Genomic DNA, 5360 nt, shown 5'->3' with positions numbered 1-5360 from the left:
TCCCAACCTTTTTACCTTTTCTCTTACCTTTAAGGGAATTGAAAAAGTTTTTGTAAGCAGTATCTAAATACCTAAGAGACTGTTGTAATGGCACTGAAGAAACATCAGATAGCCATTTTCTTTCTTCGGTCTTTTTAGCTTGGGTTAGCATTGCTGAGAGTTTGTTGTACCCTGGCAGCTTTTCTGATTGCTTGCAGAAATGTAGCGCATCATTCCAGACAACTCTTACACAACCATACAACCGAGCTAAACTCTGTTGTTGTTGGTCTGTGGGGTAAAATCTGTACTGATATCTAGCTTTCATGCTTTGTGCTAACATTAGTCTGTTAAAATAGATTCTACAGTGTTTAAGCAAAAATGACAAGTGGTTAAAGACATGAAAGACATAGTATCTCAGTCCTGAAAATACACTTGGTTTGTGTTACTAAGTATAGAAGAAAAATTTTTACACATGACAGTCTTGAACTAATTTACAAATCATTATGGATTCCTAGTTACTTTGTGTCTTCTGTTGGTGGTGCGCCACTTGAGGTGCTGAAGAAATATATCCAGAATCAAGAAAAGCCGTCCCAGAACGACGGGGTTTTCAACCCATTTTTGAGATAATGTAAATAAATGTAAATATTCCTGAAACAGGACGTAATTATCCATGCGTGTAATTTTGATGACAGGTAAAGGTGGGGTGGGTAAAACCTCTGTTGCTGCGGCTACTGGACTTCGTTGTGCTGAACTGGGCTACCGTACATTGGTTTTGAGTACAGACCCTGCTCACTCTCTGGCTGATAGTTTTGATTTGGAAATGGGACACGCGCCCCGACAAATTCGCTCTAATTTGTGGGGTGCTGAACTAGATGCGCTGCAAGAACTAGAGGGAAATTGGGGTGCTGTGAAGCGTTATATCACCCAGGTTTTACAAGCTAGGGGTTTAGAAGGAGTCCAAGCTGAGGAATTGGCAATTTTACCGGGGATGGATGAAATTTTTGGACTGGTAAGGATGAAGCGCCACTACGATGAGGGGGAGTTTGATGTTTTGATTATTGACTCAGCACCTACTGGTACTGCATTACGGTTGTTAAGTTTACCCGAAGTGGGGGGCTGGTATATGCGGCGTTTCTACAAGCCATTTCAAAATATCTCGGTGGCGCTGCGTCCTTTGGTGGAACCTATTTTTAGACCAATTGCGGGTTTTTCCCTACCAGATAAGGAGGTGATGGATGCACCTTATGAGTTTTATGAGCAAATTGAGGCTTTGGAAAAGGTTTTAACAGATAATACTCAAACTTCCGTGCGCTTGGTGACTAATCCTGAAAAAATGGTAATTAAGGAATCTCTCCGCGCTCACGCTTATCTGAGTTTATATAATGTGGCTACAGATTTAGTTATAGCTAATCGGATTATTCCTGAACAGGTGGAAGACCCATTTTTCCAGCGTTGGAAGGAAAACCAACAGCAATATCGCCAAGAAATACATGATAATTTTCTGCCTTTACCTGTGAAGGAAGTGCCGCTTTTTTCTACAGAAATGTGTGGTTTAGCGGCTTTAGAACGTCTCAAAGAAACTCTCTACCAAGATGAAGACCCCACTCAAGTATATTACAAGGAAACAACTATCAGGGTGGTGGAGGAGCAAAACCAATATAGTTTAGAACTTTACTTACCTGGTGTTCCTAAGAATCAAATTCAACTAAGTAAAAGTGCTGATGAGTTAAATATCACCATCGGCAATCACCGCCGTAATTTAGTGTTACCTCAAGCTTTGGCGGCGTTAGAACCAGGAGGGGCGAAGATGGAAAATGATTATTTGAAAATTCGCTTTGTTAATAATGTCAAGGCTTAAGCTGGGGTTGTGACAGTTTAAGCTAAATGTGATAAATCATACTAAATACCCCAAAAAAAATTGGGGTATGATACAGTATGTGTTATTGGGGTTAATTGCTATGAAAAGGGCTAGTTTCTCACTAGTTTCTCACTAGTTTCTCATTTGTACAGGCATGGCTAAATAAGTCATGTTTAACCCTCCTAGGGGTTTAAAAATTACTGGGGTAAGGGCTTGATTAAGATACATTTGAACTTCTGAGCTTGGTAATTCTTTTAACCCGTCCATTAAGTATTTAATGTTAAAAGCAATTTCTATATCTTCCCCGGAAATTTGCGCGGGTATGGACTCTCTACCGCTACCCACATCTTGAGCTTCACATGATAAGGTTATTTCCTGGGCTTCGCTGTTAATACTGACTTTAACAATATTGTTCTTTTGGTCGGCTAGTACGGCGATGCGCTCTAGGGTACTGATTAATTGTTTACGCTCAATGGTTAATTGGCGCTCAAATTGGCGGGGAATCAGTTGGCGATAGGCGGGATATTGACCATCTAAGGTGCGACTGGTGAGGCGTTGATTTTGCCACGCAAAGACAACTTGACCTTGATCTAAGTATAGGGCGATCGCTTCTTCTGAATTAGCATTATGAGCTAACATCCGTTGTAGTTCCCGCAAAGCCCTAGCTGGGACTGTCACTTCTAGTTTATTTTCCGTATCCATGGGAAGCTCGTTAGTAGTTTCTACTACCGCTAGTCGGTGTCCATCGGTGGCGGCAAATTCCAGGGTGTCTTGTTGAACGGTTAAATGTACCCCCGTGAGTACTTGTTTAGTTTCGTCACTACTGGTAGCAAAGAGTGAGCCTCGTAATCCAGCAACTAAGGAGGCTGTGGTAAGTTCAATGGGTTGGGAACTGTCAACGATGGGTAGGTCGGGAAATTCTTCTGCGCTCATGGCTCGCACTTGATAACGTCCACTCCTAGGCTTGAGAGTCACTATTAAACCTTCTCCTGTGGTTGTTTCTGATTCTAGGGCTGATTGGTCATCTAGAATTACCTCTCCTTCTGGAAGGCGGGAAGTGATGTCTACAAGTAGTTTAGCTGGTAGGGCGATCGCCCCCCCTTCTAAAACTTCAGTATTAAAGCTGGTGCAGATACCTAAGCTAAGATCAAAGGCGGTTAAGCTGACTTGGTTGGTTTGAGCATCTGCTCGTAACAGCACATTGGCGAGTACTGGATGAGTTGGGCGTGATGGTACTGCACGGCTGACAAGTGAAAGATTGGTACTAAGATCGCTTTGGGTACAAACTAATTTCATAAAAGGAAAGATAGATTTTCACATACTAGAGTTTAACGGAGAATCAGACCACATCCACACACTAATTGAGTTTATACCTAAACTTTCAATATCTCAAATTGTTAATGCTTTAATTTGATCATTTACATTTGTCTCTCAGGTGTTTCATCAGTGCTATGGTGTTTCAGTTGTGGAAAACCTGTGGAAAAATACCCTGATTTTTCCACAGGTAATTATACTCTAGCTAAAATATAGCGGTTTTCCCTGGTTAGTAAGGAAGTGATTACTTGCGCCTTGGTGTGCTATTCATGGTAATGCGATCGCTCAATTGACGCAGGGTTTCTGCTAAACCGCGATCGCTTTCCCGCAGTTGAGTAATTTTCTCACAGCTATAAATCACGGTTGTATGGTCTTTACCACCAAACTCATCACCAATTCTGGGTAAACTCAGGTCGGTGTGTTGGCGCATGAGATACATTCCGATTTGACGCGCCCAGCTTATTTCTCGTCGTCGGGAATTACTTTTCAGGTCTTCCACGGAAACAGCAAAAGTATCAGCAATGGTGGATAAAATCACTTCTGGGGTAGCGGCTACCTTTTCCGTTGGTCTTTCTAAAACTGGTGTGATATTCTCCAGGGTCATGGGTAAACCCCAAATAGAAATATAAGCCAACACCCGAATTAACGCTCCTTCCAACTCACGAATATTAGAAGTGTAATTACTAGCAATATATTCAATCACATCTTGGGGAAGGCGAATGTTGTCATATTCAGCTTTTTTTTGGAGAATTGCCATTCTAGTTTCTAAATCTGGACTTTGGATATCAGCAATTAAACCCATAGAAAACCGGGAACATAAACGTTCTTGTAGCTGGGGTATGTGCTGAGGGGGACGGTCAGAAGCTATGACAATTTGTTTACCTGCTTCATATAAAGCATTGAAAGTATGAAAAAACTCCTCTTGGGTATACTCCTTACCTTCAATAAACTGAATATCATCCACTAACAATACATCAGCAGCCCGGTAATGTTCCCGGAAAGTTTGCATACTATCATTGCGGATCGCTGTAATTAAATCATTAGTAAATTGCTCAGTGGAAACATAAAATATTTTAGAACCTGGGCAAATTTCCCAACGATAATGACCAATGGCCTGCATGAGGTGAGTTTTACCCAATCCCACACCCCCGCACAAAAATAAAGGATTAAATTCTCGCCCAGGAGATTCCGCAACAGCCAAAGAAGCGGCATGAGCCATGCGATTGTTAGCACCAACTACAAACCGTGAAAATACATATTTATGATTTAAATCTGTACCAGAGGGTTTAGACTGGGAAACTTCTTCAGTAGTATTGCTTGGTGGTTCTGGTTCCTCACAGTTAGTCATGACATCATCTTGATCGACCGTAATGTGGATTTCCACAGCATGACCTAAAATATCTTCTACTACATTAGCAATGGTGTTAATGTAATATTTTTGTAACCAGTTCCGAGCAAAGGGATTAGGAGTATTGATTACCAGGGAATTATTTTCTAATCGCTCCGCGTTAGCAGTTTTTATCCAAGTTTCAAAGGTGGGACGGGATAACTCGGACTGTAAGCGCTCTACCACCTGACACCACAGACTGTCAATGGGAATTTCCATGATTTAATTTACCACCTTTGCTAATAATAGTCACAATCTAAGATGTCAGAAAGCACTAGAACTAATTTAGTATAGATGAATAAAACAGAGCATAACTTGAAAGTCTCAAACATTGATCACTGGGGCTTACCCCACAGGGGAAAATTAAACAATTTCATCCGATGGATCCTACTTAGTGGGGTGGTGGTGTCTGTTGGTGGTTGCTTTTTTCTCCCAGCCACCACTAGGGAAAAGTTTAGAAGGGTGTTTTATTAGTCGATATTGCACCGCGATCGCCTGCATCTGTGGCTGGGCTAAGACCTGGTGATTTAATTAAAACCATTAATAACCAACGCGTCACTACAATAGAAGAAGTACAAAAACTGGTAGAAAATAGCCAAATTGGTGTTCCCCCGCAAATACAAGTGGAACGCAAAGGGCAAATTATACCAATAGCAGTTACTCCAGCATCTTTAGCCACAGTGGAGAGTAAATAAAAATGTATCAAATAAATCCCCCATTACCTCCTACGGAAGCATTACCCACCATGTATGACCTACCTAGCGAAAACCCGGAGGAACCAGGCTTGCCAGATGAATTTCACCTATTACAACCTGAACTACT

General features: G+C 41.5%; 4 protein-coding genes and 4 pseudogenes. 5 read left to right on the top strand and 3 right to left on the bottom strand.

What is annotated here, in order from left to right:
• A partial coding sequence (locus NWP17_RS05340; RefSeq protein WP_280653876.1) for a helix-turn-helix domain-containing protein occupies positions 1-319 on the bottom strand: 319 nt, incomplete at its 3' end.
• A 161-nt stretch (positions 320-480) separates the two neighbouring features.
• Here NWP17_RS05340 and NWP17_RS17590 point away from each other — a divergent pair.
• A pseudogene (locus NWP17_RS17590) lies at positions 481-606 on the top strand (transposase); the annotation flags it as partial.
• Positions 607-649: 43 nt separating this feature from the next.
• Positions 650-1837, top strand: a complete 1188-nt coding sequence (locus NWP17_RS05330; RefSeq protein ID WP_280653875.1) for a TRC40/GET3/ArsA family transport-energizing ATPase — start codon at positions 650-652, stop codon at positions 1835-1837.
• 132 nt (positions 1838-1969) lie between these two features.
• On the opposite strand, the gene dnaN is transcribed toward NWP17_RS05330, so the two are convergent.
• Positions 1970-3133 (bottom strand): DNA polymerase III subunit beta, encoded by a 1164-nt coding sequence (gene dnaN / locus NWP17_RS05325; protein WP_280653874.1) that lies wholly within the window; start codon positions 3131-3133, stop codon positions 1970-1972.
• 7 nt (positions 3134-3140) lie between these two features.
• On the opposite strand from dnaN, the pseudogene NWP17_RS17585 reads away from it, so the two are divergent.
• Positions 3141-3245 (top strand): annotated as a pseudogene (locus tag NWP17_RS17585) (transposase); the annotation flags it as partial.
• A 150-nt stretch (positions 3246-3395) separates the two neighbouring features.
• On the opposite strand, the gene dnaA reads toward NWP17_RS17585, so the two are convergent.
• Entirely contained in the window at positions 3396-4757 is a 1362-nt protein-coding gene (gene dnaA, locus NWP17_RS05315; RefSeq protein WP_280653873.1) for a chromosomal replication initiator protein DnaA, read from the bottom strand.
• Positions 4758-4996: 239 nt separating this feature from the next.
• On the opposite strand from dnaA, the pseudogene NWP17_RS05310 reads away from it, so the two are divergent.
• Together NWP17_RS05310 and NWP17_RS05305 are read left to right on the top strand one after the other, a co-directional pair.
• Positions 4997-5233, top strand: a pseudogene (locus NWP17_RS05310) (PDZ domain-containing protein); the annotation flags it as partial.
• Between the two features lie 2 nt (positions 5234-5235).
• Positions 5236-5360 (top strand): annotated as a pseudogene (locus NWP17_RS05305) (Uma2 family endonuclease); the annotation flags it as partial.

The organism is Chrysosporum bergii ANA360D, assembly GCF_029891735.1.
Taxonomy (GTDB): domain Bacteria; phylum Cyanobacteriota; class Cyanobacteriia; order Cyanobacteriales; family Nostocaceae; genus Umezakia; species Umezakia bergii.
The sequence above is the reverse complement of the archived record's forward strand: the minus strand, read 5'-3'. Positions and strand labels throughout refer to the sequence as shown.

Excerpts from the sequence above, each read along its gene's own strand:
- NWP17_RS05330 (WP_280653875.1), top strand. The coding sequence starts at position 650 with ATGCGTGTAATTTTGATGACAGGTAAAGGTGGGGTGGGTAAAACCTCT.
- dnaN (WP_280653874.1), bottom strand. The coding sequence starts at position 3,133 with ATGAAATTAGTTTGTACCCAAAGCGATCTTAGTACCAATCTTTCACTT.
- dnaA (WP_280653873.1), bottom strand. The coding sequence starts at position 4,757 with ATGGAAATTCCCATTGACAGTCTGTGGTGTCAGGTGGTAGAGCGCTTA.